This window comes from Arthrobacter oryzae (assembly GCF_031454875.1).
Taxonomy (GTDB): domain Bacteria; phylum Actinomycetota; class Actinomycetes; order Actinomycetales; family Micrococcaceae; genus Arthrobacter; species Arthrobacter oryzae_D.
This window is the reverse complement of sequence record NZ_JAVDRQ010000009.1, coordinates 128,223-154,564: the sequence shown is the minus strand read 5'-3', so window position 1 is coordinate 154,564 and position 26,342 is coordinate 128,223. Positions and strand designations below refer to the sequence as shown.

At 59.3% G+C, this 26,342-nt stretch carries 22 protein-coding genes and 1 pseudogene; 13 read left to right on the top strand and 10 right to left on the bottom strand.

What is annotated here, in order from left to right; all coding sequences use genetic code 11:
• Positions 1-411: 411 nt before the first annotated feature.
• Positions 412-1,023: a recombinase family protein gene (locus J2805_RS16935; RefSeq protein ID WP_309978265.1), complete on the bottom strand. Its 612-nt coding sequence runs from the start codon at positions 1,021-1,023 to the stop codon at positions 412-414.
• Positions 1,024-1,320: 297 nt separating this feature from the next.
• On the opposite strand from J2805_RS16935, the gene J2805_RS16930 reads away from it, so the two are divergent.
• A complete protein-coding gene (locus J2805_RS16930; protein ID WP_309978264.1) occupies positions 1,321-2,004 on the top strand; it encodes a hypothetical protein in 684 nt (227 codons plus the stop codon).
• Between the two features lie 297 nt (positions 2,005-2,301).
• Here J2805_RS16930 and J2805_RS16925 read toward each other — a convergent pair whose 3' ends face one another.
• Together J2805_RS16925 and J2805_RS16920 are read right to left on the bottom strand one after the other, a co-directional pair.
• Positions 2,302-2,988, bottom strand: a complete 687-nt coding sequence (locus tag J2805_RS16925) for a hypothetical protein (RefSeq protein WP_309978262.1) — start codon at positions 2,986-2,988, stop codon at positions 2,302-2,304.
• Between the two features lie 739 nt (positions 2,989-3,727).
• Positions 3,728-4,561, bottom strand: a complete 834-nt coding sequence (locus tag J2805_RS16920; protein ID WP_309978260.1) for a hypothetical protein — start codon at positions 4,559-4,561, stop codon at positions 3,728-3,730.
• Between the two features lie 485 nt (positions 4,562-5,046).
• On the opposite strand from J2805_RS16920, the pseudogene J2805_RS23945 reads away from it, so the two are divergent.
• Both J2805_RS23945 and J2805_RS23940 read left to right on the top strand, forming a co-directional pair.
• Positions 5,047-5,417, top strand: a pseudogene (locus J2805_RS23945) (recombinase family protein); the annotation flags it as partial.
• Positions 5,418-5,513: 96 nt separating this feature from the next.
• Positions 5,514-5,621 carry a helix-turn-helix domain-containing protein gene (locus J2805_RS23940; RefSeq protein WP_396134402.1) on the top strand — a complete coding sequence of 36 codons (108 nt, stop codon included), beginning with the start codon at positions 5,514-5,516 and terminating at the stop codon, positions 5,619-5,621.
• Positions 5,622-5,878: 257 nt separating this feature from the next.
• Here J2805_RS23940 and J2805_RS16910 read toward each other — a convergent pair whose 3' ends face one another.
• The 4 genes from J2805_RS16910 to mobF all read right to left on the bottom strand — a co-directional run bounded on the left by J2805_RS16910 (position 5,879) and on the right by mobF (position 13,420).
• The gene (locus J2805_RS16910) at positions 5,879-6,703 is read right to left on the bottom strand and encodes a hypothetical protein (protein WP_309978258.1); all 825 of its coding nucleotides are present in this window, start codon (positions 6,701-6,703) and stop codon (positions 5,879-5,881) included.
• 75 nt (positions 6,704-6,778) lie between these two features.
• A complete protein-coding gene (locus J2805_RS16905) occupies positions 6,779-7,735 on the bottom strand; it encodes a hypothetical protein (protein WP_309978256.1) in 957 nt (318 codons plus the stop codon).
• 206 nt (positions 7,736-7,941) lie between these two features.
• Positions 7,942-8,859, bottom strand: a complete 918-nt coding sequence (locus tag J2805_RS16900; RefSeq protein WP_309978254.1) for a restriction endonuclease — start codon at positions 8,857-8,859, stop codon at positions 7,942-7,944.
• 988 nt (positions 8,860-9,847) lie between these two features.
• A complete protein-coding gene (gene mobF / locus J2805_RS16895) occupies positions 9,848-13,420 on the bottom strand; it encodes a MobF family relaxase (protein ID WP_309978253.1) in 3,573 nt (1,190 codons plus the stop codon).
• 134 nt (positions 13,421-13,554) lie between these two features.
• On the opposite strand from mobF, the gene J2805_RS16890 reads away from it, so the two are divergent.
• Positions 13,555-13,731, top strand: coding sequence for a hypothetical protein (locus J2805_RS16890; RefSeq protein WP_309978251.1), 177 nt, complete (start codon positions 13,555-13,557; stop codon positions 13,729-13,731).
• A 383-nt stretch (positions 13,732-14,114) separates the two neighbouring features.
• Here the strand turns inward: J2805_RS16890 and J2805_RS23935 are convergent, their stop codons facing one another.
• Positions 14,115-14,555 carry a recombinase family protein gene (locus J2805_RS23935; protein ID WP_396134401.1) on the bottom strand — a complete coding sequence of 147 codons (441 nt, stop codon included), beginning with the start codon at positions 14,553-14,555 and terminating at the stop codon, positions 14,115-14,117.
• A 372-nt stretch (positions 14,556-14,927) separates the two neighbouring features.
• Between J2805_RS23935 and J2805_RS16885 the strand changes: the two genes are divergently transcribed.
• The 9 genes from J2805_RS16885 to J2805_RS16845 all read left to right on the top strand — a co-directional run bounded on the left by J2805_RS16885 (position 14,928) and on the right by J2805_RS16845 (position 23,343).
• A complete protein-coding gene (locus J2805_RS16885) occupies positions 14,928-15,512 on the top strand; it encodes a helix-turn-helix domain-containing protein (protein ID WP_309978472.1) in 585 nt (194 codons plus the stop codon).
• Between the two features lie 19 nt (positions 15,513-15,531).
• Entirely contained in the window at positions 15,532-16,647 is a 1,116-nt protein-coding gene (locus tag J2805_RS16880; protein ID WP_309978248.1) for an ABC transporter substrate-binding protein, read from the top strand.
• Between the two features lie 6 nt (positions 16,648-16,653).
• Complete coding sequence (locus tag J2805_RS16875) at positions 16,654-17,988, top strand: amidohydrolase family protein (RefSeq protein ID WP_309978247.1); 1,335 nt, start codon at positions 16,654-16,656, stop codon at positions 17,986-17,988.
• Complete coding sequence (locus J2805_RS16870; protein ID WP_309978244.1) at positions 17,985-18,749, top strand: ABC transporter ATP-binding protein; 765 nt, start codon at positions 17,985-17,987, stop codon at positions 18,747-18,749. Before J2805_RS16875 ends, J2805_RS16870 begins: the two co-directional genes overlap by 4 nt.
• 98 nt (positions 18,750-18,847) lie before the next feature.
• Positions 18,848-19,576 carry an ABC transporter permease gene (locus tag J2805_RS16865; RefSeq protein ID WP_309978242.1) on the top strand — a complete coding sequence of 243 codons (729 nt, stop codon included), beginning with the start codon at positions 18,848-18,850 and terminating at the stop codon, positions 19,574-19,576.
• Positions 19,577-20,209: 633 nt separating this feature from the next.
• Positions 20,210-20,698, top strand: coding sequence for a hypothetical protein (locus J2805_RS16860; protein WP_309978239.1), 489 nt, complete (start codon positions 20,210-20,212; stop codon positions 20,696-20,698).
• A complete protein-coding gene (locus J2805_RS16855) occupies positions 20,695-21,723 on the top strand; it encodes a hypothetical protein (protein WP_309978238.1) in 1,029 nt (342 codons plus the stop codon). The genes J2805_RS16860 and J2805_RS16855 overlap by 4 nt, the downstream gene beginning before the upstream one ends.
• On the top strand, positions 21,720-22,169 hold the full coding sequence (locus J2805_RS16850; protein ID WP_309978235.1) for a hypothetical protein: 450 nt from the start codon (positions 21,720-21,722) through the stop codon (positions 22,167-22,169). Before J2805_RS16855 ends, J2805_RS16850 begins: the two co-directional genes overlap by 4 nt.
• Positions 22,162-23,343 carry an alpha/beta hydrolase gene (locus J2805_RS16845; protein WP_309978233.1) on the top strand — a complete coding sequence of 394 codons (1,182 nt, stop codon included), beginning with the start codon at positions 22,162-22,164 and terminating at the stop codon, positions 23,341-23,343. The genes J2805_RS16850 and J2805_RS16845 overlap by 8 nt, the downstream gene beginning before the upstream one ends.
• An 8-nt stretch (positions 23,344-23,351) precedes the next feature.
• Here the strand turns inward: J2805_RS16845 and J2805_RS16840 are convergent, their stop codons facing one another.
• Both J2805_RS16840 and J2805_RS16835 read right to left on the bottom strand, forming a co-directional pair.
• Positions 23,352-24,383, bottom strand: a complete 1,032-nt coding sequence (locus J2805_RS16840) for a DUF4192 domain-containing protein (RefSeq protein ID WP_309978231.1) — start codon at positions 24,381-24,383, stop codon at positions 23,352-23,354.
• An 897-nt stretch (positions 24,384-25,280) separates the two neighbouring features.
• Positions 25,281-26,261, bottom strand: a complete 981-nt coding sequence (locus J2805_RS16835; RefSeq protein WP_309978230.1) for an NAD(P)H-quinone oxidoreductase — start codon at positions 26,259-26,261, stop codon at positions 25,281-25,283.
• Between the last annotated feature and the right edge of the window lie 81 nt (positions 26,262-26,342).

The window sequence follows — 26,342 nt, the reverse complement described above, 5'->3', positions numbered from 1 at the left end:
CTATGAGCAAGCCAAAGATGACCATGGAGGGCCAGAAGCCGATCCAATTCCTTGTGAGTGATGATCCGATCATCGCGACCCAGAAGAGCGAGAAACCGGTCCACAGAAGCCGTTTCAATTTTGGTGTGCGGTTTCCCTCGATGTGCTCATGGCTCACCCTACCGATTCCGATTCTCAAAAACGATCGTTACTTGAGCGTGAGAATGCCAGTCGGCCGCGGGGTGGCTGGTTGTCAGTTTCAGAAGGCGTCTGCACTGGATCCCGCGGAAGTACGGGACTTGTGCAGGCGACTCCTGACACGGAGGTGCTCGAAGTCGTCTGCACCAGCCGTCGTTTTTGTTCGAAGTCGCGTGCACCAAACATCACTCTGTCTGAAGTCGCCTGCACGAACCGCCACGAACGCTGGGCTCTTTAGGCGTTCTGCTGGTTCTCGGCGGTCAACGTCTCTAGTGGACGAGGTGGCAGATAACGGTAGAGGCTGGAGCGGGTGATACCCGTGGCTTTGACGATCTCGGAGATGGACTGATCCTCCTGGTCACGAAGGTGTGCGGCGTAGGCGAGCTTCGCTGGATCGACCACGCTGGGCCGGCCGATCCTTTTTCCCTTAGCAGAAGCAACAGCACGCGCGTGGGCTGCGCGTTCGATCGCGTAGGTTCGTTCCATCTGGCCGAAGAGTGCGAGCATCACGACCGCCAACTGCGACATGGGATCCTCCGGATTGGCGGAGTCAACCCGGATCGGGTCAGCCAGGTTCCGGACTCCGACGCCGCGGCCTGCCAGGTCGTGGATGAGGTTCAGAGTGTCCCGGACGGTGCGGCCCAGCCGATCCAGGGTATGCACCACGATCACGTCCCCCTCGCGGGCCTGGTCGAGTGCTTCATGAAGTCCGGGCCGGTTTGTGGTGGATCCGGACTTCTTGTCCACGTAGATGTGCCGGGGAGGGATGCCCTCGCCGCGTAGTGCTTCTATCTGCCGGTCGAGGTCCTGTTTCGCGGTCGAGACGCGGGCGTACCCAATTTCCATGGCACCACTGTACCGATACTTATCCTGCACGCGCCGCAGGGGACGTCAAAAAGAAGATAGTTTTGGAACGAAATGTCGTGGCGTGTCGCAACTCTTCGAAGACCCCAACCTCGGGCGTTCCACTTCCTAGGAACTGGAACACAGATAATGGGGATCTCCGACCGGCCCTGCGGGCCCATTCACTCCCGGGACCGATGGGGGATGCATGCTGTGCCAACGGGCAGCTCTGGCTGCCCACGGAGCTCAGAGCTATCCTTGGACGACCGACTGACAGTTGGTACTAGGAGGCCGAGAAACGTGACTCTCTATTTCCAAGGTGCGGTGAACTTCGACTTGGCATTCCTTGCAGGCGGGTCACCTTCCGCCGAGTTCACCACTTTGCACAACGAGCCAGTCTGGAAGGTGACTTCCATAAGTGGGTCAGCACCCGCTGGCGTGGCTCGGATTCAGGAAATGATAAACGTCTCTGAAGATGTTGTGATCATCCCGGTCCCGTCGACATTTGTTGTACCGGGATTGGGGGTTGCGATCCATGACAGAGGAGGAGGCGCTACCGGCTCGTCTCCTGCAAATCCTCCCCTGTGGGTGGCATGGATCGATGCGGGAAACTGCTTCGGGAAGGGTTACTACGTATATGCCAACCGCTGGCAAACGATCGCGAATTACTCCTGGATAATACTCGGGCACGAGCTTGCCCACGTGTCGCACCACATCCACGGGATTCAGACTAGCGAGTATCTCGCCACCGTTGCGGAGAATGCCCATCGAACAGAATTGGGACTCCCGCTACGCAGCGTCACGAAGTACGCAGGGGGTTGTGGCACACCGTCTGGCTGGGTTCCTCCGTGGTTGGCACCGGCTGCGGACTGGGTCGACCAAGTCCTTGAATGGACGTCGCCAAGAAAACGCGAGCAGCTTCCTCCTGAGGAGCCGGTTCGTATACCCGATGAGCTCTTCCGTAGGCGCGAGACTGGTGAATAGGACCCTGTGGACGCTCAAACCTAACCCTGCCAACGCACAAATCCGCACCATTGAAGTGTCTACGCCGCGGATGGCCACGAGATCGAACCCTTCACGCCGCTACTATCGCGCTGACTCTGTTGGTGAATAGGACCCTGTGGACGCTCAAACGTAACCCTGCCAAGGGCCCAAATCCCCCCAAGACACCGATCCTTGGGCGACCGCTGACAGTGGGCGCCCAGGAGGCCAAGACAGGTAGCTCTCTACTCTCAAGGGTTTTGGTTCCGACCTGAATTCACTCTCGCACGCGGCCACCGGTTAGGCGGTCGCCACGAACAACGCCGCAGCGATGTGATTTAGGAGCGAACTCGAGAACAAAACTGCGGGGAGGGCAGCCGCGAAAGCAAAGAGAAAGCCGTTCAATCTCATGACGGCAGCCGTTCCTATATGAAAGATGAGGGCACCACTCAGCACCAGATAGACATAAGGTGGGCCGGCCAGTGCTAATAACGGAAAGCTGCACTCAAGTGCAATTACTCCCCAGCACGACAAGCGTGCAATCATGGGGTGACGCTGCAGCAAACGATAAATTCTATCGCTGCCATACGACTGCGTGCTCATGATCCCAATGAGCGCATCGCCAGAGCGCCACGTTTTTGATACTAACTTGTAGAACCCTGAAACCGCATACGCTAAAAGAGATTGTGCAGCAATGAAACCTAGCGCAATGACGGCGACTATCGACTGGGGATCAAAGCTGGCAAAGGTTAGAGCCCCAAAGATCACCAGGTACATTTGATGTGACCCGTCCAAACCGTAGGGGCTTCTTACGCTCAGGACCAGAAGGGTCACAAAAAGAACAAAAATAGGAAGTGTAAATAGATGCCCGCTGGCAGCACCGACGAGGGTGACAGCGCCGGCTACCAGGCGCAAATAGACCAACTTCCGGAAATGGCCGAAGGCCATGATGATGTTGATCAGGAATCCTGACGCTCCCCGAACCATCCAGTATTTTCTATTTCTGGAGGTCTCCCAACTCAAAAGACCGGAATTCCTAAAAGGCTGAGAATATTTTAAGTCCTCCCCCGCTATTATGATCGCACCAAGAGACGCGACTATAGTCACAATTAGAAGGACCTGAAAGCACGGACTAATTGCGCTCTGGAGTTGCCACATTCACTGATCCCACAAAACGAGTGAGACGCCATCTATTGAATGCAGTCCCGACACAAATAGCACGGCTGGATCCGGGTTTCTCCGTGACGTGGATACTATGACAAATTGTCTCCTGCTAGCGAATGGAGTCCGCCCCAACTCAGACACATAGTTCAGAATCGTCAGGTACGGCACCGTCAGTTCAATTGTGTTTGGCGACTCACGAAAAGCGGACGAAGATGCAATAGCGGTCAATTCCTGAGAAACATCAAATAGCGCTTTTCTTTGTCGCTGTCCGGGATTCCATACGAAGTCATACCACACCCGATTTTTATGCGAGCATACTTCGTGCCACGGCGTGACGTGGCCATTAGGGGAAACATCTCGCACAAGTATATGAAAATCAATAACACCTGGTTCCGGAGCGAAGAAGCTCCATGAAGGAATTATTGGCGCTAGCAATGCTGATGCCGGCCGCAAAGGCTTCTTAAGTGGAAGCGCGGCGATCAATGTCGTGACAAACCAGAGCGCAAGTACGAATGCAGTGACCAGAACCAGCATGGCGAGTCTCACAGCTCGTTCTCTGGCGTCACATTCTTTCGTAGATTTCCCGGCGCATTGCCAGAAGTTCTCGTGCTGAAGCATCTGCGCCGAGTCGATCTACTTGCTCCTTATTCAGTTTGGCGCTAACCATCTCCTGCTCGAGTTGAAGGCAAAGAGTGCCTAGAACTGTCATAATTGCAACCTCAAGGAGGATTGCAGGGAGTAAGTGGACTGGACCGCCGGCAGTAATATTTCGATACGTTTTGTCAGGCGGGACTGCAGCTAGTACGCTCCGCTCCAATTCAGAAAGGTGGGCGGCACGCTTAACGATCAGGTAGTCCATATCTGATCGCGTATCAACTTGCATCTGAGTGTATTGGCGCACTCTAAACTCGGCATCCGTTAGGTCTCCGCCATTTGTGGGGAAAAGGAGTGTACCGAATCCTACGTTCGTAGGCAGCCCAGCACCTACAGCTAGCAGCTTAGTTCCATACTCAAAGTCAAAGTATGCAGGAAGATCGATTAGTAAATCGATGGCCTGCTCCGTGGACATCGGAGCGCGCTCTGCAACTTCCTTTCGTCTCTGCTCATAGATTTCCTTAAGGCCGTTGGAGTCTTGTGCAGCTAGGCACTTCTCCAAAGCATTCAAGAATCCTTCACCTCGACGCTCGAATACCAACATGACTGTTCCAGCCGGTGGAGTGCCGCCGACGTCGGCATTAGCCTCAACCTGAAGTACTCGTGGGATGATCACCTCCGCCGATCTTCTCTCTTGGTCTCGGGAGAGCCGAGCAAGGTGCGATGCCAATCCTGGTTCATCCAACCGGGTCTGGGCCGTGTTACCCGTGCCGCGCGGCTCATTTTCCATCATCAGTGCCACCGCCATATCTTGGACTCGCATATCTGGATAGGAAAACGGCCCCCGCCACCACGCCCTCCGAACGCCAGTAGAGCACGGACCCCGGCACCTGTCTACCCCTGAGTCTGGGTTTCTACTCATCCCGCGAGCCTTTGTCACCGCAGCCCCCTCCTTATCTCAAAATTGGTTTTTCGAAACGGCATCGAAGGGTGCAGCCGTCTGGGTGCAGCCGACAATGAGTATCAAAGCGACGTCCCCATCCGCTCCCATTCGCCATTACTGGCCGTGACGTTCTTGGTGGCTCATTCCAAGGGACGGATTGGTTGCTCGGTTGACCACGGGCAGCGCCGGAGTTGTGCAGAGGACTCCGAACATTCCGTGCAGACGACTTCGGAAAATGACACTGGTCCCCGGAAATTAAGGGAAGTTGTGTCCTCATAACCCTTCGCATAAACTAATTCTCATAACACCGAAATTCATTGAGTAAATGAGAGTAGGGCGAGGGGATGGCCCTAGTTGGGTACATGCGAGTCAGCACGGCAGATCAGAACACGGACGGCCAGCGTGACGCGCTGACGGCCGCTGGAGTGAAGGATGACGCGAGGCATCTGTTTACGGATCACGGGGTAAGTGGAGCCAGGGCCCGCCGTCCCGGATTTGAAAGTGCCTGGCGTCGTTGCGGGACGGTGACACGCTGGTGGTCGCCAAGCTGGACCGCCTGGGGCGGTCACTGGGGAACCTGGTGCAACTGTTCCAGGAGCTTGGGGAACAGGGGATTGGTGTACGTGTGCTCGACAACCCGATGCTCAGCACAGACGGGAACAAGGCCCAGGCGAAGCTGATGCTGGGAATCTTCGGACCGCTGGCGGAGTATGAACGAGATTTGCTCCGCGAGAGAACAAACATCGGCCTTGCATCGGCACGTGCCCGCGGCCGCGTTGGCGGCCGGCCCCTGCTGCTCGACAGCCCCAAGGTGGCACGGGCGAAGGAATTGCACGCCGCTGGAGTCATGAGTCCTAAGGAGGTCGCGGATGCAGTTGGAGTATCAGTTGCCACGCTGTACCGGTATCTCAGTCGGTAGCGACGACACGGTTCCGGCGCGGAGCGGATTGTGTGATAGGGTTTGTCAAGTCTGTTTAGGAACGAGCACTTCTGGTGCCGCTGGTTCGCGACCAATCGTTTCACAGAACGGGGAGATCCGGTTCGAGTCCAGGCGAGTTCGTCTCGTAGCTTAAATGGCCAGAGTCCTTGGTGGCTTAGGTCAGTGGCAAAGCCCTCGCTTTAAATTAAATTATGTGCATTAACAAATAGTGGCCCGTTCTTCGGGCCATTATTTGTTTAAGCGATGGTTTCAATTTCTGTCTTAGTGAAGTTGAGGGGCGCGTAGTACATTCGGGCGAAGCCACCGAGGCTCTTTAGACGTTGCTGCGGGTTGCCCTTGAACGCTACAGATGTAAGCCAGTCTTCCTTCAAAATTTTGAGCCACGTTTGGCGGGCGAGCGCTGTTTGCAGGACGATATTCGCCTCATCCGCAAGGCGCTTGGTCACGGCGAGGGAACCAATGAGCTCAGGCAGACCGAGCCGCACGTCGTCGCCGCTCGAAAAGATGGGGGCCGCGTGGCCAGTTATTTGTGTCCACGTAGTCTTTGCCTGCGCAGAGATTGTAGAGGCGCGGTTTCGGAGAACATTGTCTGCACGTCCACCATTGTGGATGTGCGTGTTGCGCATGACCCGAACAAGGTGGAACAGCTCTGTTAGCTCCGGAGGGAACTTGGCGCCCGTGGATGACTCGAACTTTGAATGCATATTGCTGGCCTTAGCGCCGTCAAGACCGGGGACCCTCATGTTGGCCTCCGCGTTTACCATCTTGAGCATCCCGACAATAAGGTCCTCGTGAAGTCCCAATACGAACGGCACCGCCATTATTCCGAGCAGGGGCTCGGCGTCAGAGAGAACGTCGCGAGCCGTATCAGCCACATGGTCAAATCGACGGATGTGTTCAACTGTGGGAAACATTTTGGAAAGCGTCACGGTGGACCCAGCTGTTAGCTCTAGCGTGGCCGCAGCTAACTTGGACCCGACAAGCAGGCCCATCATGGTGTCGTTTGTTTGAATGCGTTGTTTCTCGTGACTGCGGTAGCTAGGGTAGTTGATCGTCCTCATTTGTTCCTGATCTTTCGGCAAAGGTATTTTGCAGTGCAGCCGTCTCGGCAGCTGGAGAGAATCCTGGCCCTTGTTTCAGAAGGCGTGCGTGTCTTTGCCGGTGAAGATAAAGAAGGACTGTCCTTCCCCTTCCCTCCAAACTGCATCCACGTCGTATTCAACGAGCAGGTTAAGTAGGTCCTCTTGAGGCCTTGCAGGCAGCAATAAGCGGCAGCGCTTGTTGGTAACGTAACGGCGGTAGTCGAGCAACTGACCCAGGCCGGCCCTAACACTATTCCGCGTCGCATCAGCCTTCGCCTCGTAAAGCACGCCGTTTGTCTTGTCATGAACGTCAGTGAAGAGTGGGGTGCTGCTGCCTTTGGGATAGACCTTGTGACGGTTTACTTCACTTCCCCTCGACTCCAGCAGGCCTCGAAAGGAGTTCACAAGGGACAGCTCACGTTTCTGAGCAATTGTTGCCGCGGAGGCCGGCTGTTCAAAGGACTCGGTGGCGTGGTTTTCCATTGGCACCTCCGTGGCCGACCCGGCAGCTGTAGGTGTGAGGCTCTTGGTACTCACGTCCTCGGGACGCTTCAATACCTGTCCGACGGGCCTGAGATGAAATACGAACACTGTCCGCATAACGCCATCAGTACCCGGAGCGTCCTCAATCGAGTAGGGATGGTTGTCGTCAATCTCAAATTGGCCAAGGTAAATGCGTGTCAATCCGCCACTGCCCGGCGTTCTACCCACGACGCCAAAGAGCCGAAGCGCTTTTGCTAGCGATTTGTGATCCCGAGTCTGGAGATTCCCTTTTTGCATCTTTTGGGGGCCGATCCGGCCCATCCCCGTGTACGAGAAAATTTCGCCATCCGTTGACCAACCATCGAATTCATAGCCATTTTCACGGCCAACCTTAGGATCCGAGAAAATCAATACATTCGGTGATGTTGTGGGTGTCTCCATCCCTCCGTAGATGGTTCCCCCGTACATTGCTGCGATTTCGTCGCGCGTACCGGTCCATCCAACAGCTGTCCCCCAAGGTGTCTTCATAGGTAAACAGTATCGGGGGGGAAAGCGCGTGACAGCATCATGGGGGCCAGGGCGTGCTTGGAGGCGGCGTGCAAGGCTTCACAGGCCGCCTCCAAGGCCGCGTAGGAATCAGGATGGGCGCAAGGTAGGCACGTGAATAAGTTTCGCGCTTTTAGTGCCGCCACAGACCCCTGTCGCGGGCTATAGCTTGGGCATGGCACCTAGTTCTATGTCAGCTCGCCAACCGGTAGGAAGCAGTTGCCTGTTTCGTTAGCATGCCGCTTCTTGGCGCGAAGCAGATCATCCAACCTAAACCTGCCATCAAGAACGGTGAATAGGTCAACTCCGTCGATGGTAACGAACGGCGTAGATCGCGAGTACGTCTCCTTGAATCCAGCAGAAAAGCCGCTTGTACTCACGAACAGGCCCAACCCATTTTTGCCAGCACGCATGACTTTCGCCGCAAACACGTCAGCGGTCGACCTCTCGACGGGTGTCGCCGTCCACTTCGCCTCAACTATGTAGTCGTCGCTATCGAAGCTAATGGCTCCATCGATCTGGTCGGAGTCCACGATGTAACCCATCCGAGGCTCAAGATCGTAGGAGTCGAATAGGCGAGTGAGAAGTTTCTCAAATTGAATGCCCCGTCTTTGATGATTCGACTCAGCATGAAGGTCCAGGAACTCCTGTTTCAGAGCGGCTAAGTCCTGGGCGGCGCGCTGACGAAGTAGTGCCCTGGCTCGATAGTCCTCCGCCTCGGCCTGCATCCTGCGGGCCTCAATGTTGTCGGCTGCAAGCGGGGTGACGATCCTGGCGAGCCTTGCGACTGCATCCTTTGCTGCCACGAGAAGTTCTGGGCGGTCCTTGGCAGCGCGGACATTCGGGAAATCGTGGATGGCGCCGATCTCCAACATGAGGGAGAGCGTGAAGTCTCGGTACTTGAGCTCTTTGGCAGCAAGGCGGTCGACGAGTTCATGAGCAACGGCGCGCTTTGTGTCGTCGAAGGGGAGCCCACTCAGAAGGTCTGGAGCATCACGAAGACAAAGCTGAACATAGCGTTGCAGGGCCAACTTATGCCAGTAAATTTTGGCCAGGGCATCTGCCAGTGCCTCGTAGGCTTCGGCTGGCAGCGGCTTCAAAGACATCCTCGATGCGATCCATGGCCCAATCTTGCTGGTCGGGCCGGTGACGAAAAAGTGACGAACACGCAGGGAAACGACAGGAAATGCGGGGAACTCTCAGGAAGGTGGATTTGTCAATAGCCAGCGAAAAGACCCCCCAAAAACCTTGGTTTCTAGGGGGTCTATCCCGAGCCTCCTATCAGAATCGAACTGATGACCTTTTCATTACGAGTGAGACGATCACTAAGGCGGGTATAGCCTAACGATCCAGTACACGGCATGGATGAATCACCGACGATGGCGACGCTAAAGTCTGCACTCTCGCACTGCCGCCGGCTCAATACATACCTGACCCACGAATCGAGTGCATTTGGCTAGCTGGGGGCCTTAGCCCGTAGCCCTGAGCACGAGGAGAATCCTGACGGTTCAAGTCGTTCCTCGTCCCGAAGTTTGGGCTCCGGCCTTGATCAAGCCTTGCTGCCCGGTGCCCAGGCCAGGGAATTTGAAGCCCGTATGTAATAGGTTGCCGGCCATGGTGCGCCTGGCCGGACTTGTGCCGGATCCGGTGAGATAAGCAGTACCGATCCAGGCCAGATCGGCTCCGGCAGAGCTTCGATCCATGCGCGCTGAACGTAGTCGAAGCGGTTCCACTTGATGGTGATCCAAGAGCCCGTGGGTTCAAGTGCGTCAACGCTCAGAACTGTAACCTCCGCCGTGGTGCCACTGCTTCGCTTCATGTCATCAAAGTGATGCCACTTTTCCTTAGCGTCAGCCATCCATGAACGCCGCCTACGTGCTCGGGCCGACCAGACCGCCCCGGCGGCTGCGGCCGCGAGGAGTGCCATGGCCCCGGTCAGTAGCAAGAACAAGTTGGCCGGCCCGTTGGCGGCCACGGTCCCGGCGAGATAGACGACGCACGCAACGATTGCCACGCTGCTCAGGATCAAAGCAGGCGTTGCAAGTTTCGGCTTCAGGACTGGGTTCGCATCCATGGATTACCTTCCCGACCAGTTTAGAGTTGCCAGCCGACATTGATAAGGCGGTTTTCCCAGAGCACCGGGTCATCAGTCCATGTGGGAGAGTCCACAGGGCTGGGGGCGGAGACACCTGCTTGCTCAATGAGTCGATCGATATTTACACGCTGCGCCCTTTGCTCCCACTCGTAATCTGCAGGAACTGGCCCCAGAACCAGGGGCGAATCGTCGATGCCCCACCGGTCCCTGTAGATGCCAATTCGGCGAAGCACACTTGTTGTCTCCTCTTGAGTGACGAACGGTCCCAAGGCCTCAAGGAGGTTCCGTTTCCATTCGGCGTCGCCCACCATCGCGGCCATGGTGACGTGGTCCATCCTGTGCTGGATCCGCTCCCGCACCTGGGTGATCATGTTGGCAAGGTCGGGACGAGCGGTGCCGAGTTCCTCGGTCAAGGGATCAATGCCAGCCGCGGGCATAGTGGACAGGAACTGCCGGAGCCGGGTGTGGACGACGGCAGTTGTGTCGTGAGCGGATGCGCTCGTATCCAGCGCGGCAGCGACAACCCGTTGGGCGCTCGGTCGGCTGATGCCAACTGATCTGCGCCATGCAGCTACAGCCGCACCCCACGAGGGCGATGTCTGAAGCTCCGAGGCCCTGCCCGGTGAGTCCGCCTCAAGGAAGTCCGTCAGATCCTCAACCGTTGCCAGCTGTGCGAGGTACTCGTACTCAGCACTGAGACGCTCCAGGCTGTCCGCTTTCGACTGCTCGGCATCACGGACTTCGTGAGCCGTCCGTTCGGCACCTTCGGCGGCAAGGACCTCGCCCAGGATCTGGCGCCACGAGGGTTGCAAAACGGGATCCATGGGCTCGTCATCCAAGGGATCGTTCTCGCTGACATACGCGTGGTTTCCAGCGCGTCCCCGCGTCATGCTCACGTACAACAGCTCACGGGTAAGCCGGCCTTGTGTCACCACCGTATGGCCGCTGTCCACGGTGACGCCCTGCGAGCGGTGGGCCGTCGTCGCATAACCCAGCTCAACGGAAGCCTCAACGTAGTCACGGCTCAAGCTAATCGTTGCGCCGGTGTCGCGGCGAACCGCGGTCAGCGAGCCGTCGCGCCTGCCTGTGCGGACGACGTCGAGCATGGTTCCGTTCCGGATGAAGTCACCGCCGCTGTCGGTTACAGCGCGGTCATTCTGGCGGGCAATGACAGTGTCGCCAGTGCCGGCATGAAGTCCGTCGCTGAGCGGTACCGAGTCTTCCGGATCCACGGCGCCTTGGACCACGCGGTCGGCCTGGGCGCGCTGGTTGAGCATGCCAACCGTGTCATTGTCCGCTGCGATGAGAATGGACGACTTGCCGGCGTGTATGTCGGCCTGCCATCTGAGGTACGCCTGGTCGACCATGTCGAGGTGGACCCCGTGTTCAATGCGCCCGTGGCTGTCGTAGTCAGCAATGGCACCGAAGTCCCCGGCACGAAGCTTCAGCGAGGCGTCTTGCTCCCAAGCCTCCTTGAACCGCCAAATCGTGTTCAGCCGCACCGTCTTGCCTTGCCGGTCCAGCCAGCCGAGGACACCGCCGGCGTCGATGGCGTCCAATTGCCCCGGGTCTCCCACCAGGAGCACCTTGGCTCCGGCATCCCGGGCCTGCTGTACCAGTGCGGACAGCTGCAGGGTGGACACCATGGAAGCCTCGTCGACGATGACCAGCTGGTTGGAGTGAAAACGCCACCGGTCCTGTTCCGCGGCAAGCCGTGTGGCTTTCTGGGCGAGGCGAGTGGCGTAGGGTCCCAAGGCGGCCCCCTGGTTGGTTAGCCGTTGCTCGGTGTCGAAGAACTGTGCAGCCCGGTTGCCGGCGCCCTGACCGACAGATTCGTAGAGCCACTTGGCTACATTCTCCGTGGCTAGGGCAAGCTCCCGACCAAGGACCTGGGCGCTCGCCGCCGCCGGCGCCAATCCGACTACGGTACCGGCGCCGAACGCAGCTTCCCAGGCGGCCTTGACCGCGCCGAGGGTTGTCGTCTTGCCGGTTCCGGCAGGACCGACGACGGCGTCGAGCCGGTTACCGCTGAGCAGCAGCTTTGCAGCAGCCGCGCGTTGGTCGCTGTGCAGATCGAGCCGACCACCGTGTTTGTAGCTCGCCAGTGACTCCATGGCGACGGCGGCGCTCATTGCCGGGCCGCCGTCGTCGTTCCTTGCTCCCAGGACGACATCCTCGTTGGCGAGAGTGGACGCGTCAGTGTAGAGACGGGAGCCGTGGAAGTCGAAGATGCTGTGGTCTGCGAAGCGGAGATCGGCCTGGGCGTTGGCGGGGAGGGTGTATCGGTACTCATTGAGTGGGACAGACTGGTCTTCGGCAGCAGTGGCGACGGCGCCGATCATGGTGTGGCGGTCCGCCGGTGTGTGGCAGCGGATTTCGGCGCAGACACGTTCGGCTTCGGCCAGCAGGTTCCACCGGTTCCAGGTGGCGCGCTTCGTGGCGACGCGCTCGCGGGTCAGTGACCCCACGGCGGCCACCCACTCTGGGGTGAAATCACCGGTGCGGAAAGGCGCTGTCCGGGACCGCCGGATTGCGTTGGCGAGGACGTCTCGGGGCTCGAAGCCTTTCGCCACAGCGCGTGCCCGCCATTGCTTTGCAAGCTGGTGGAGCGGCGCGACTAGTTCGGACTTGACGGTCCGGGTGGAAAGTGTTGCCTGCTGGCGGAGCTTGATGGTGGTTGTGGCGGTTGGGGGAGTGCCGTGACTCGCGGTCCATTCGGCCACCAGTCGGTTGGTTTCGAGATCGATGAGACGCGAACGGTTGGAGAATTCGCGGATCAGCGCATCGTCGACGCCGGTCAGTTGCTGGCTGGGGTTGTGCGTGTTCGCGGCCGGCACTCGGACATCCGTATCGGTGCCGAGGTTCCGGTGGAGGGCGTCGAAGAGGAGCCCGTTGTAGTGCTCGCTGGCGGCCACCGCCGCCTTGTACAGTGTCCGCGAATCGAGCGTGACCCATGCGCCGTCCGTGACGCGCTGGATGCGGTTGGCGATGACCATGTGCGTATGGAGCTGCGGATCCCCGGCCCGCGACTCCCAGTGATCGAAGGCAGCAGCGAGAGCTCCACGGGTGCCGAGGTGGGCGACACCGTTCCGGCCGGCCCTCGTGTGGATGACGTAGGTTTCCAGCCATTGCAGGGTGGCGCTGACGGCGTCGTGGTGCGTTTGGAGCATTTCGTTCTGGAGCCCGCGGGGGCTCAGCGCCCAGAGGACGGAGACGGATTTGGGGACGCTGAAAGTCAGGTCAAAGCCGACGACGGCGTGCCGCGTCTCTGTGCGGCCCTGGCTGTTTTGCACGATGGTGGGTTGGCCGTGGGGGCGGCCCAGAGTTTCGCCGGTGTCCGGGTGGGTAGCGTGATCGAAGATTGCCTTGGCGTCCGATTCCGTGACGACGTCTCCGGCGGTCCGGTTGATGCCGAGCACGCCGGACCCGAGCCAGCGGCCCTGCGGTGTTCCGGCTTTCATGTAGTACGTGGTCGCGTCGGCGGGGGTGATTGTCAGATCGTCCATCATGGTGGTCTTGAAGAGATACTTCAGGCCCGACTGAGCGGAGAGCCGGGCGATGGACATGGTCATTGGCTTTGGGTTTCTGGGTTCCGTTTGGTGGCCGTCCAGCCTCGACGGCGGAAGAGTGTCTTGGTGCTGTCGTGGAGCTCGACGTCGGTGGCTTGAGTCAAGGCCAGTAGCCTGCCGGCGAGGTGGACCAGGTCGTGGGCATCGGTTTGCTGGATATTTTGGAGTCGTGCCAGGTCGGCACGGAGGTTCCGAATGACTTCGCGCTGTTCGGCGGTCTCGGCTTCAAGTCGCTCGATGTCCAGAGCTTGAGCTCGGATTTGTTGGCGGAGGGAATCTTGGCCTTGTCGGCTGCTGGCCAGATCAGCAGCTAGCCGTACCCGTGCCGTACGGTGGGTCTCCATTGGGCCAGACTCCAAATCGAAACCCCGGCGACGAACTGCCGCAGCGGGAACCGGGCCCATTGCGGTAGCTGCGCGCCGCCGTCGTCGATCGCGTTGTCTGTTGGCACAGCGCGTGGAACAGAAGCGCTGAGACGAGCGCGACGGCGCGAAGCTCTCGCCACATTCCCCGCACATCTTTCCGCTCACGTTGGTTCATCTTTGATGGCTCTGGTTACGACATGACTTGCCGTGAGTCCGCGCTCACGGCGAATGCCTTGGATGCCAGAGGTGTGAGGGGGTGAGGGGGTGAGGGTGGAGGGAGGGGTTAGCAGCGGGGAGACGAACGGCCGTCGCCGACGGACGCAAGAGAGTTCTCAAGGGAGCGCTATGCACGCGTGGCCGCGATGGGTCTGATCCGAGCCAAGTGACGACGATTTTCGGGCCTGACACCAAGTCCGGAATGTTGGGCGTGGTAGCGCCGGCGCCGACCTGCCAAGGCTGTACGCCCGGGGTGTTTCGGCGATGGCCTCATTGATGGGGTTGCTGTGATGCCTAGCCTGTCCGGGTTTTTGCTGCGATGAATGGCTGCTCGAATTGATATTGCATTTCGAGGAGTCCGGTTGGTTCCATCTGCCCGAACAGGGCCAGTATGGACCCACGCCGCGCTCTTTGAGTTCGTGGACCATATTTAGGGTGTCCCGGACTGTGCGGCCAAGCCGGACCAGGGCGCGCACGATCAGGACATCAGCGTCCCGCGCGTGGGTCAGTGTTCCTAGGGTCCAGCGCGGGCGGTGGTGGCCCGCATCCTTGTCCACGAAGATGTGTTCGTTGTTGATGCCCGAGGCCGCCCCGGGCGGCGTCCAGCTGCCGGGCCAGATATTTGTTTCGCCGTCGAAACTCTCGCGCGTAGCCAATGTCCATGCCTGGAACCGTACCGAATGGTGTAGTTGTGACCGGTGATCGTGGCGAGAGTTTGGATAACTTACGGGAGAGCCAGGTTACGCGACATCCCGCGGATCCTGTTTCCACCTGGGAACCGCTGGAATGAACATTTCCGGCCTCCGCCGACTGCGTTAGGCCATCGCTGAGAGGACAGCTTGCGTTGCAGCGCCAGTCAGCTTTCCAAAATAAACATTGTGTTCGTCCGCAGTAAACGCTATGTTTACTGCAACAGATTGGATCATCGGATGGAAACTACTGACGCTTTACTGCTGGGCCGCCGAGTACGGGAGTTCCGTAAGATGCGGGGGCTCTCCATGAGGGAGCTGGCGCGGTTGGCAGGCGTCAGTGCCGGATTCATCAGCCAGATTGAAAACGGCCAAGCGAACGCGAGTCTGCAGACGGTGAGGGCTTTGGCCGATACTTTCGGGATTCAGTGGATGGAGCTGTTTGAGGCCAAGCCCGTGCACGGACGGGTCCTGAAGAAGGCGGACCGGCCCAAACTCGCCTCGAGCACCGCTGTGAGGCACTTCGGGATCACGCAGCCGCCCATCCGGGATGTGGAAGTTCTGGTCTCGGAGTACGAGCCAGGGGAAACCGTGGGAGATCCGAACTATACCCACGGTGACTCCCATGAAATTGTCGTCATCCTGCGTGGCTCATTCCGGTTCAGACTCCAGGATGATGAGTTCGATCTGGAACAGGGAGACAGCGTCGATTACCGCACGTCCACGCCCCACATGCTTACCAATACCGGCGACACGGTCGGTGAGGCCCTCTGGGTGGTCACGCCCCCTTCCGGCCAACCCGCGGCTGAAAGCTACAACACTTAACTCTAAGCAAGGAGAAGTTGTGCAGAAGATTCCCGCCTTTCCCATATCAAAGCGGCTGGCTGCCAGTGCCGCCGCAATAGCACTTATGGCCGGCGCCCTGGCCGGTTGCGGTACCAGCTCCAGCGAAGGCACCGAGAAGATTCGTTTCGGATTGCCGACAATCATGGGAGCCAACAACTCACCGCTGGCAGTTGCCGAACACCTGGGTTACTTCAAAGAAGAAGGGCTCGAGGTTGAAATCATCAACACCAGTGATTCGGCATCCATTATCCAGGGAGTGTCTTCAGGTTCACTCGAAATAGGAAGCACTCCACCTGAACCACTGATGCAGGCCAAAACCAAGGGCGGCCCTGCCGGCGACGTCGTGTTGATGTACAACTACATCAGGAAGCAGACCGGCTCCATCGCAGTCCTTGACGAAAGTGACAAGAAATCCCTGGGCGATTTCAAGGGTGCGGTCATCGGCCAAGCGAATCTCGGAATCAGCAATCTTCTGCTGTCCAACGGCATCCTCAACAGCGCAGGACTCAAGCCTGATGCCGACTTCAAGAACCTCGCAGTCGGAACGGGCGCGGCCGCTCTGCAGGCACTGAAGTCCGGAAACGTGGATGCACTCTCATTGTGGGACACGGAGTACGCCGCATTCGAAGCCAACGGGAACAAGTTAAGGTACTTCACCATCCCGGATGTCGAAACCCTCTTTTCCACGACCTTTTTCTCCACACCCGGCTTCGTGAAAGACCACGAAAAGGCAGCGGCTGGCTTCGGCCGGGCCATGGCGAAGGCCACGCTGTTTACCTCGACCAACCCGGAGGCGGCCCTGAGGATCCTCTACAAGGCCTACCCCCAGACGGTGACGGCCGGCAAGAGTGTCGATGACCAGCTCAAGTCGGACCTGGTAAGCGTCGAGAGGCGTGTGAAGCTCTTGACGGCAGATGACCCGAGTGCGCAGAAGTCCTGGGGCAAATACGAGCCCGCGGCCGTGGCCGCCTGGACTGACTTTGCACTTTCGGCGGACATCATTTCCGCCCCGCTGGATCCCTCCGACCTCTACACCAACGCATTGGTGGAGAAGTACAACGACTTTGATTCCGAAAAAGTTGTCGCGGACGCAAACAACTGGAAAGGCGAGTAAACCATCATGACCGAGCTCACTTACACCGCTGGGGTGCCGGCATTTGATCACCATTCACATGCAGCGTACGTCCGCCCCGGCGAGGATATCCACGGTTTCGACGGTTACGAACGCGAGTACGCGATGGGCCACGTGGAAGCCAACATGCCTCATGAGGAGTACATCGCCTACATGGCGGCTACGGTTGCTCGTGACCACGAAACCGCGACGCGCATCGCCGAGAAGTTCCGGATCGAAGAACTCGTCCAGGAGAGCATCCGTTTCCAGTCAACAACTGTTCATGCGTCATCGCTAGCCGAGGGCTGTGAGTCCCTCTACGGCAGCAGGACCCGAGATGAAATGGCAACGATCAGCAGAAACCGACGTCGGGATGACTTTCTGGGCCTGTATGACCAGGCCCTGCACGCGTCCGACACCGTCGCGGTGCTAACGGACATCCCTTCCATCGACCACACGGTGTGGCCCCACAGCCGATACAAGGGAATCGCGCGGATCGATCCGTACTTCTTCCCGTTCGGCCATCCGGCCTACACGGAACGCGGGGCAGACACTCCAAGATTCCAACGGATCTTTTCCGCGGTGCTTGATGATCAACTGAGGCTCGGAGGGCTGAGCGAGCTTCCAACCAATTTTGATGACTACCTCACGTTCGTCCTTGACTCGTTGTCCCGGCGCCGGCAGGAGGGGTTTGTGGGCGTCAAAATCGCATCAGCATATGTCCGCACGCTGAGCTTCGAGCCCGTCTCCCTGAACGAGGCCCGCCTGGCATACGCAGCAATGGCCTCATCCGCAGAGCGGCCTGATGCGGCGTCGCACAAGATCTTGGCCGACTTCATGGCCTATGAAGTCGCCGCCCATGCATCTTCCCTCGGCATGCCCCTGCAGATCCATACCGGCATGGGTCATTCAGAACCCGGACTGAAACTAGCCAACGCCAACCCGCTCAACCTTGAGCGTTTCCTGGACACTCCCCGGCTGAACCAGCTGCGCGTGATCCTGATCCACGGCGGCTACCCGTACTCATCAATTCTGGCAGCGCTGTCGCAGGCACGGGGAAATGTCTTCGTGGACTTCTCCTGGATGCCGTACCTCCAGCAGCACTCCCTGCACAGGATGCTGCAGGAATGGCTGGAGGTCCTCCCGGCCAACAAGGTCATGTTCGGGACCGATACAGGGTCTCCGGAACTGCATGTCGCGGCAACCCGGCGTGCACGCGTCGCCCTTGATGCTGCCCTGAACAGCGGAACCAGCACCGGCTTATGGAGCGTTCGCCAGGCAGGGTGGCTTGCTGAGCGAGTGATGCATCAGAACCTTTGCGACGTCTACGGGATCACGCTATGAGCCAGACACTGATCGACATTTCCGGACTGAACAAAGTATTTCCCACGAAAACGGGGGACGTCCATGCACTCTCGGACGTCAACCTCACCATCGGCAAAGGCGAGTTCGTCTCACTCCTAGGCCCGAGCGGATGCGGTAAGACCACACTCCTGAAGATCCTCGCCGGCCTGGAGGACCACACGTCGGGGGAAGCGTCGATCGCGGGTGCGCCCATCACGAAACCCCGCGGAGACGTCGGCGTCGTCTTCCAGAAACCGACCCTGCTTCCCTGGAGGAACATCGAAGACAACGTCCTCCTTCCGATCGAACTTCACCGGAAGGTCACTCCGACGGATCGGGAGGCTGTAACTGCGCTCCTCGCAAAAGTGGGGCTTGAGGATTTCAGCCAGAAACACCCCGACGAGCTCTCCGGGGGAATGCAGCAGCGCGCCGCCATCTGCCGGGCTCTGGTTCACAACCCGGACGTCCTCCTCATGGATGAACCCTTCGGGGCACTCGATGCTATGACGAGGGACGCGTTGAATGTGGAAGTAAACCGTATCTGGCGCGATACAGCCAAAACCGTCGTGCTGATCACCCACAGCATCCCGGAAGCGGTTTTCCTCTCCGAACGGGTCATCGTCATGGGCCCCCGTCCAGGCAGAATCATCGACATCATCGACATCCCCTTCGGCAAAGAGCGAACTCTGGATTTGCTCGGTTCCAGCGAATTTGCCCGTATTAGTTCAGGGATACGCAAATACTTTGAGGTGACGGTATGAGTCAAGCAATCAAACCTGCCCAAGCGGCGAGGCCATCCACTTCGGTAGCCAAATCAAGCGGACCCGATCAGCGTGTCATCAGAAACGTCGGAGCCAGCTTGCTCCTGCTCGTCTTTCTCGCAGCCTGGCAGTTCCTCCCTGGATTGCTGAAGACGCCGAGCTTCGTGATTCCACCGCTCACCGACGTCATCAAGGCTCTTACCGATCCCGTGTCATTTCCGCTCTACATGAGCAACGCCGGCACAACGCTTAGCGAAGTGCTCACCGGACTCGTCATTGGCATAGTTATCGGACTCTTCGGGGCAATCGTCCTGGCACAGTTCCCCTCCGCCTACGCCGTTGTCTTTCCATATATCGTGGCCATCGAGTCGATACCAAAGGTGGCGCTTGCGCCGCTCTTTGTCATCTGGTTCGGGTTCGGGATGCCGTCCAAAGTTGTTGTCGTGGTCCTTCTGGCGTTCTTCCCGGTGCTCGTCAACACCATCCACGGCATCCGTGGAGTAGATAGGGACCAGATCGGACTCTTTGAAGCCAACGGCGCTTCCCGCTCCCAGATCCGCATGAAACTCCTCATACCGGCTGCCCTGCCGAGCATCTTCAGCGGGCTGGAACTGGCAGTCGCCAACTCGATGATCGGAGCGATCGTTGCCGAGTTTGTCGGCGCCCAACACGGTCTCGGCGTGATGATCCTCCAAGCACAGGCACGGCTCGAAACGGCTGCGGTCTTTGCTCTCCTCATCATCCTCTCGGCGCTCGGCATCGTGCTCAACCTGATAGTCCGCATTGCCCGCCGCAAGATCATCTTCTGGTCGCCAGACAGCAAATAAATGTGCGCGGCAGATGACATGACTGACTCCAATCGGGGAAGGTGCCAACCATCCCCATCGATCTGACTGAAAAGTCAGTGATTAGGACGATCAAAGCCCTCGTTTGGCAGAGGCAAAGAGGCAGGAAGGACCGGGTCATGCCGGCCCTTCCTGCCTCTGGTTTAGCGGCTGCCCTCGTACCGAGCGCGATCCTGCGGACTGGCGATGACGCCGATACCGACGAGTTGCCGTGGCCCTGTGCTTTTGTAGTTCCGCGAGGCGACAGTCATGTTTGCGGCCTCGATAATGACCTTTGGGATCATGATCGCCTGGCGGTCAAGCGCGGTGTAACCAGTCGGCGTCCATCAAACTAAACGGCATGAGCGCTTGAACCACGAGGTCACCGACGTGATGGCTTCTGACGGTGCAGCCGACTTCTGAAGGTGACCAGAGTTTGTCAGACGTCGGCGGATCATGTCCATTGACGGCTGGACTATGTGCCGGAATTGTCAGAAGTTTGGCCTGCTCTGGACATGTCCAGAGCAGGAGCGTTCAATGGAACTGACGTGACTCTTGATGGTCCCAGGCGAGCGGACCGACAAATCAGATGGCGACCGTACGGGCACAAGTCAGCGGCCGCGGGATGGGGTTCCGATGGACGGCACAGTTTCCGCCAACTATTCGCCGGCGCGGTGCGCGGCAGAAGGTTTCCTCGCACTCAATCTGCCGAGCCATCTTTCGTTGGAACGGCTGATATCGAATGTTGAGATCCTTCGGCACCGGCGGATTGAGGTCGACGTTTCCGAGTCCCTAAACGGAGGATCGGTCTGCGGTTTGTGGCTGTCCACGGACAGCACGGAGATAATCCTGCACGCGCCGACGCCGTCGGCACTACATCGCCAGCAGTTCATCCTTCACGAACTGGGCCATATGGTGCTACGCCATGACGAGCTGGTGGTGTCCTCGAACTACGCGGAGACGCTGTTTCCGAACCTCTCCGGCGAGAAGGTGTCGCGGATCCTGGGGCGAAGTGACTTCCTGGACCATATCGAGGCGGCTGCCGAAACCTTGGCGGATCTTCTTGCCGCTGCAATCCGGGACAGCAGCCTCGAACCGCGGTCGTTTGAACGGATCTTCGGATGATCCAGGAAATTTCCGCAGCCGTAATCTGGTGTCTGGCGCTGTGCCTCCTGCCGGATTTGAAGCGGCGCAAAGACAAGAGCATCCTGGTGGCGGCCGTAACCATCGCCACTGCACTCACGCTCAACGTTGACCGAATCTACAATGCGGGGGACCAAGTACTCGGGAGCCGCAATCTGCTGGATCTCGTTGCCAATATCTTCATGGTTATGGGTATCTACTTCCTCTCCCGGGCGATCCTGCGGGCCGCCGATGTCAGCGAAACGGTGCGAATCCACAACAGAGCAGGGCTTTTGGTGCTCGCAATTGTGGTTGTGGCCCTGATTGTCAGCTTCAGCCTGGTTGATGCTCCGCGGAGTTCCACCTCCTTCATGAGGGACTTTGGAAGCCAGTGGCCGGCGGCCGTCTACTCAAGTGTCCAGTTCCTCTACATCGGGGCGGTGGTGGCCATCACCGGCTTAACCTGTTTCAGGTTCCGCGGCGAGATGGCGAGGTCATACTTCCGCGTCGCTTTTGTATTCATCGGCGTGGGCTGCGCTCTGGCTGTGGTGCTGGTCCTGGCCGTGCTGGGAATGGACGTTCTTCATCTCATGGGGCAGCTTGATGCCATGACGCGTCTCTCCTACGTCTATGACGCCGCGTTGGTGGGCGCCATGGTTTTCCTCTGCGTGGGCTTGGCCTTGCCTCCTGTGGCACGTCGGCTGGAGCGGAGATCGGATGCCCGTGCTGCGGCTGTCCTCGTCGAACGACTGTCTGGACCGTGGGACAGAATCACGTCAGAGCGATCGGAGATCCGACTGGACTTGGCTCAAACTGCGATCGACCGCCACGACGCCCCCAAGCGCCGGCTGCATCGGATGTTGGTGGAGATCCAGGACGCACTGTTCGTGGACCCGCACCTAGCCCGATTTCTGAGTCAGAATGATTTGGATGTTCTCCGAGAAGCGGAACAGCATCTGGGTGCCCGGTTGGCAGCATCCAGGGTTCGGCCACTGAGGCTTTCACGGAAAGGGGACGCTACTCCGTGACCGACAGCGACGCTGGGATCCCCGAACAGCCGCAGGCGAAACTCGCGCGGAAGCTGAATCTCCTCCTGGATCTTTTTGAGGCCCAGGGTTCAGCGCCCCTGACATATCCGCAGATAAGCAAGCACATGTCCGACCGCGGAACGCCGTTGTCCCGCTCCCGCTGGGCCTACATGCGTGCCGGCGACAGTTCTCTGGCCACCGACCCGCAGCTTTTGAGGAACCTCGCCGAATTCTTCGGCGTTGACCCCGGATACCTCTTGGACGACGACGGCGAGGTACCCGACTTGGTGGAGGCACAGCTCGAACTACTCCGCACCCTGCGGGAAAACCGCGTGAGGAACTTCGCTGCAAGACAACTGCAAGGGATTTCTCCGGAGACCCTACTGCGCCTACGCAAGGCCATAGACGAACGCTTGAAAGCTCCCGAGGACGACGCCGATGCGTAGGGCCGCCATAGCCCTGGCCATAGGCTGTGGCATTACCGGCGCTGCCGCCATCCTCGCGGCGGCCTATTTTGCTCGGGAAGTTGTGGTGCCAAAGACGTTGCGGAAAGAAGATCTGGAAATCCGTCGTGTGCTCCACGGCGCCGACGAAATGTTGATGGTGGAGTTGCCGGCATCGGCGCGGACCACGGCACCAGGCCGCTACAGCATCTGGTTTGCCAACGGCACAGGGCATGCCTGTATCGGAGAGATCGTCTCCTGTGACGATGCGGCCGGGACGGTAACCCGCCGCGTTGAACGAGTTGACTCCGGCGATCTCATGACTGCCAAGGCCGGCATTTGGAGCGGGTACGTCTATGCGACGCCGGAACCGCTGGGGCTGCCATACTCTGACGTTCAGGTGCCAGTCGAGAACGGCATGGCGCCCGCCTGGCAGTTCCCACCGGCGCAGCCGTCCGGGGACTCTTCCACTTGGGCCATCCATATTCATGGCTTGGGCGGTTCGAAAGCAGGCGCACTCCGCGGCGTGCCTGTTGCGGACCGACTGGGATACACGTCCTTGGTTGTTTCGCTCCGGAACGACCGGGATGCGCCTGCTTCCGCGGACGGCCGGTATCACCTGGGGCAGACCGAATGGCACGACGTTGAAGCAGCGGTGTCGTATGCCGTGGGCCAGGGTGCGCGCCAGATAGTTCTTTTCGGCTGGTCCCTCGGTGCCTCCATCGCCCTTCAGCTGGCAGCATCTTCCGGGGCTAGGCACGTCATTTCCCGGCTCGTGCTCAATGCTCCCGTTATCGACTGGGGCAGCACCCTGGTGGCCAACGCCCGGTCCAGTGGGCTTCCCAGCTGGGTTGCCCGGCTCGGACTGCAGATGCTGGGTTCAGCCGGAGCGCGCTGGGTCACGGGCTTGGACGCTCCCTTGGACTTTCTTGCCCTGGACTTCTTGGCCCGAGCGGACGAACTCAGTGTCCCCATTCTTGTCATCCACAATGAAGGGGACCGCTCGACGCCGTTTGCCATTTCCCGCGAATTCGTCAGCCGGCGCCCCGAGTTGGCAACGCTACTCACGTTCCCCTCCGCGGAGCATACGCAGGAATGGAATTCCGACCCGGACGGCTGGGACGCGGCGGTGGAGGGCTGGCTCCGGAGCGTCCCGTCGTCGTCCGTGTCCCTATGACTGCGGGGCTACGAGGCTTCGAGGCCCCGGGGCCGGAAGGCCCGGTCTTTGTCCATGTTCCAGCCGGCGACCATTCCGGAGCCGATCATGAGGTCGCTGAGCCTGGCCAGTTGGTAGGCGGGGTCGGCTTCGAGGGCGAGTTGCAGGAACTGGTGGGCTTTGCTGCCTCGGCCTTCCCACCAATTGACGAAGGCGATGGCGGTGAGGATGGGCGCGGAGTGTCTGGTGCTGCTGTGGGTGTACGCGTGGAGGAGCAGTTGCTGTGCCCATTCGACCCGGGACCATTGTGGCCCGCCGTGGGTTTGGGCCAGGAGTACCCGGTCCATCGGTTCGTCGATTCCCGGGATGTCGGCCATGAGTTGGTCGCGGATGGCGGGTGCCTGGAAGTTGGCAATCAGTTTGATGGTCTGATCGTCGTTGGGGTAGGAGATCGCGTCCAGCATGCCGTCCCAGAGTGTTCTGGCTTGCTCGAGGGCTTCGCCCGCGTTCATCGTGTGGATGGCTTTCACGCGGTCGTCGACGGCGTCTGCTGTGCGGCCTTCTTTTGTGGATGCTGGCAGGGTGATGTGGTTTGTCGGTGCGATGGTGCTGCCGCGGTAGACGAATTCGGCGTTGATTTGGCTGGACTGGGTCGCGTTCAGCGGCAGTGATAGTCCGTCCTGGGGGTCGCCATCGTAGGGGGATACGGTGGTGTCTCCGACGAGGAGTCCGTCGCGGATGGTCATGCCGCGTTCGGCCAGTGCGCAAGTCAGTGCTGCGATGGTTGCTGCGTGCGGTTTGGGTTGCCCGGATTTCTGGGGCTCGGAGGTGTACACGGCGAAGAGGACGCTGGCGGCGCTGGTGTCGTGGGCGAGGTAGTCAGCCACTGTGCGGGCGTATCTGAGTCCGCCTTCGCGGTTGGGGAGGTCGACTCTGAGTGTTGCGCCGACGCGGTTGGCGTCCAGGGTGATGCAGACGAGACTTTCCTGGGGCCAGAACCCGAGGGTGTGCCCGACGAAACTGAGGACGTCGGCTGGGGTTTTGATGGTGAGCGGTTCCATGTTCCTTCTCCTTCAGCGACTGGCGGGCACCGGATGTGTCTGTCAGATTTGTGCGTCGTCCTGATACATGGAGTCACCGCTGGGTTTAGGGTCCGGAGGGCAACTTGGGGAACCGGGAGCGCTCCAAAGTTTCGAGAGGAAATAAGCGACAGAGGAGCGCCGAACGACACTTTAAATCGAGCCCGGCGCACAGCGCCCTGGTTGCGCGAAGGACCCGCCCAGCGATGATGGGGATCAGAATGACAAACAGCGAAGTTGCTTCTGGTGGTTCATGGAGGCGGGGGAGCGGGGCGGCATGACGTCTTGGAACCTTGTGGGGCTCATCTGGAATTTGTTGCGTTAGGCGTGAGAGTTTGTTTGTCTGCCACTGGTCAGAAAGGAAGACCCCAACCCTAGTCGGACGACCTCAGGCCACCTGCCTGGCGCCTGGTTGAGGTGTACTCCAGCCGGATACGGAATGGAGAAGCGCCGGCCAGCGGCCAAATGCGACATCGCACCGGGAGCTAGACGCAAAACACGGGAGGAATCCGGCCGCCGTATCAGCATTCCACCCAGCCATCTCTCCCCTTTCAACAAACCGATGCCTGTGTCACGTGACCCTGCACATCGGTGCGCTGACGCCGCTGCCAATTCTTCATCGACGCTACGCTTGTCCTCCCCTTGACCAGAGAGCACGGAAACTCGATGTCCCTCCCTAGCGCCCTCACTGTTGTCGGCTGGAATAAGCGCTCTCGCTGGCGCGTGGCCAGGGTTAGTCCTTGCAGCGTTCCTGGGGCCGGATATCAATCCGGAACTTGCACCTCGGTCCCAGCCACCGGCCAGACGCCGCGGCAGAGAGAAACACCGGATTGCGTCTGCGAATACCGCGTAAATGCGTCTTCCCTCACTGCTGCGCGTCTAATCAGTTTGACGGCAGTCCAGCAGGATCTTGCCAATATGGGTCTTGGTTTCGAAGCGGGTATGCGCCGCGGCTACTTCAGAAAGTGGGTACGCCCTATCCGTTACCGGCTTGATGGCCCCGGCTGTCAGGAGCGGGAGGACAAGACGTTTTACTTCTACCATGATGGCTGCCTTCTGTTCGGGGGAGCGGTCTCGCAGTAGGGTCCCTGACACGGACGCCTTCTTTTTCATGAGGGCAGCGAAGTTCAGGGTGCCTTCGGGCCCGCCTTGCATGCCGATGGTCACGATCCGTCCGAATGGTGCCAGGGCCTCAACATTTCTGGCCAGATATGGTCCTCCGACGGTATCGAGGACGATGTCTGCGCCGCCTTCGGCAAGCATCCGTTTGGCGAAGTCCTCCTCCTTGTAGTTGATCAGGACGTCCGCGCCGAGTCGACGGGCCACCTCGAGCTTCGCGTCGCTGGATGCTGTGACTGCTACCCGCCCTCCTAGGGCTTTGATGAGCTGGATACCGAAGACTCCGATCCCCCCTGTGGCTCCGTGGATCAGAACGGTTTCGCCAGACGTGTAACGGCCTGTATGGCAAATGTTCGAAACCAGTGTGGCTGCCACCTCTGGTATCCCCGCGGCTTCGATCAGCTCGATTCCCTCCGGGATCGCGAGGACATGGCCGGCGTTGACGGCGACGTATTCTGCGTATCCGCCGGAGGCGAGAAGCGCCATGACTTGGTCGCCTTGGACAAAACCGTCAATATTTGGACCCGCTTCGACGATGGTTCCGGAGATTTCCATTCCGAAAATTTCCGAGGCGCCTGGGGGAAGGTTGTATCGTCCCAGCCGTTGCAGTGCGTCGGCCCGGTTTAGACCCGCTCCAGCTACGCGGATGAGAACCTCTCCGGTCTGTGGTCTCGGGTCCGGGAGTTCTTCGACAACGAGGGTTTCCGGACCGCCGGGTCTTCTAAATCGAACAGCTTTCATAATTCGTATTCCTGACGTCTAAAAGCTTCTGGGGGGGGCTTCGCTCGTTGCTTGGTCTTCAAGCACCGCTGCTTGATGATC